Below are 2,151 nucleotides of genomic sequence, written 5' to 3' on the forward strand. Positions count from 1 at the left end.
TGCGCGCCACCGTGGCAGCACTCACCCGATCTGTTTCAATGATGAAGGAGATGAAACGGTCGAAGCTGGCCCCAGCCCGCGTTTCTGCAAACGCACATCTTATGAGGACTTCCGAGTCAAGTCAAGCCACCTCTACCCCCCTCGACCCCCTCGGGAAGCCTCCCCCTCGGGAGACGGAAAGGACCCGAGTCTTGGCTCCCCTGGGCCCGTTGGGGAGAGCGGGCTCGAGAGCACCCGAGCTCGGTCCCGGGGGCCTCGGCGTAACCATCGTGGCCAAGCGTGGTTGGAGCCGTTCCGGGGCCGAGGGCAGGGGGCCCGAGCCCACGGGCGGGGAGGTTCCTACCAGAGCCTCTTGATGACGTGGAACCCGAACATGGTTTCCACCACGTCCGAGACCTCCCCCGGCTTGAGCCGGAAGGCGGCGTCCTCGAACTCCGGCACCGTCTGGCCGGCGCGAAACGGCGGCAAGGTGCCGCCCTTCTTCGCGGTGGGCTCGTCGTCGGAGTACTGCTGCGCCAAGGCGGCGAAGTCCTCCCCTTGCTTGGCGCGGAAGTCGGCATCCATGGCCCGCTTCAGGGCTGCATCCCGGGTGCGCTGGACCTCGATGAGCTGACCGACCCCGGCGTAGGTCACCAGGATGTGGGCCACACGGATCTTCTGGTCCGGGATGCGGCGGATGATGTGGAAGCCGTAGGGAGTCTCGACGATGTCGGAGATCTGCTGCTCCTGGAGGGCGAAGGCCGCTTTGTCGAAGTTCGGGTCCATCTGGCCAGGCATGAAGGTGCCGAGGTAACCCCCCAGCCTCGAGGTCTGCGTGTCGTCGGAGTAGAGCATGGCCGCCACCGGGAAGCTGCCCTCCGGATTGCGCACATCGGCGAGGATGCGTTCGGCCAAGGTGAGCGCCTCGGCGCGGCTGCGGACGATGGAGTCCGGGCAGTTCACCGCGCCCTTGTAGCGAATGAGAATGTGCTGCGCCGTGCAGCGACGGATGTCGCGGCGCAGGATGATGTGGTAGCCCATCGAGGTTTCCAGCACCTCGGAGATCTCTCCCGGCCGCAGCGCTGCCGCCACCTGCAGGAAGGCTTCCGGCGCATCCCCAGGCTCGAGGGGTGCGATCTCGCCCCCTTCCGTCGCGGAAGGATCGTCGGAGTACTTCTTGGCCAGCTCGGCGAAGTTCTCCCCGGCGCGGGCCCGCCGCAGGAGCTCGTGGGCCAGCGAGTCCGCCCCCGCCTTGGTGCGGTGCACCGAAGGCTCGGCGCCCGTCGTGCCGGCGTAGCGCACTAAGATGTGGCGCACGAAGAGGGCGTTCTCCGGCACCTCGGCCGGCTTCGTCTCCGGGGTCTTCTCCGGCTTCTTGTTGCAGGCGAAGACGAGGCCGAGAACGGCGAGCACGAGCACCGCCGTGACCCAGCGCCTGCGGCTGCAGGCGCGGTGCCCCTGCGCCCAGTCCTTCTCGTGCGGCTCGTGGTCGTGCATCCGTCTCGTGCCTTCGCACTGGGCGCTCACGGGCGCTTCAAACGATAGCCATCCGGGCGATCCTCCACCAGATAGCCCAGGGCCAGGATCTCTTGCCGCAGCCTGTCCGCGGCGGACCAGTCGCGGCCCCGCCGCGCCTCGAGCCGACGGCGCGCCAGGTCTTCCACCGCGGCCGGAACCGCCGGCTCCGCGGCCGACCCAGGAAGCCCGGCGGCGAAGAAGCCGAGGAGGCGGAGCCGCGCTTCCAGGGTGTCGCGCACCTCGTCCAGCACGGCGCGATCCCGGCCGGCGGACCGGGTGTCGAGGAATCGATGCAACAGGCGCACGAGCTCGAAGATCTTGCCCAGCGCTGCGGCGGTGTTGAAGTCGTGGTCCATGCAGGCATCGAACTCGTCGGCCGAGCGACGGGCGGCGGCGCGCAGCTCCACGCCCGCTTCGCTCACCAAAGCCGTGCTCGCGCCGGCGACGGTCACGGCCTCGTGCAGGCGCAGCAAGGCATCGCGCAGGCGCTGGAAGCCGGCGCGGGCCTCGGCCAAGCGCTCAGGCGAATACTCCGCCTGGCTGCGAAAATGGGTGGAGAACAGGAAGAAGCGCAGCTCGTCCGGGGCGAACTGCTGCAGCAGATCCTCCATGAGCGAGAAGTTGCCCAGCGATTTGGACATCTTCTGCCCCCCG

General features: G+C 68.6%; 2 protein-coding genes. Both read right to left on the bottom strand.

Annotation, left to right across the window (positions count from 1 at the left end; genetic code table 11):
- Nucleotides 1-339: 339 nt before the first annotated feature.
- Entirely contained in the window at nt 340-1,476 is a 1,137-nt protein-coding gene (locus tag VFE28_13620) for a peptidylprolyl isomerase (GenBank protein HZM17035.1), read from the bottom strand.
- A gap of 26 nt (nt 1,477-1,502) precedes the next feature.
- On the bottom strand, nt 1,503-2,151 hold a 649-nt coding region (locus VFE28_13625), incomplete at its 5' end, for a DALR domain-containing protein (GenBank protein ID HZM17036.1).

The sequence above is a fragment of the Candidatus Krumholzibacteriia bacterium genome, from assembly GCA_035649275.1.
GTDB lineage: Bacteria > Krumholzibacteriota > Krumholzibacteriia.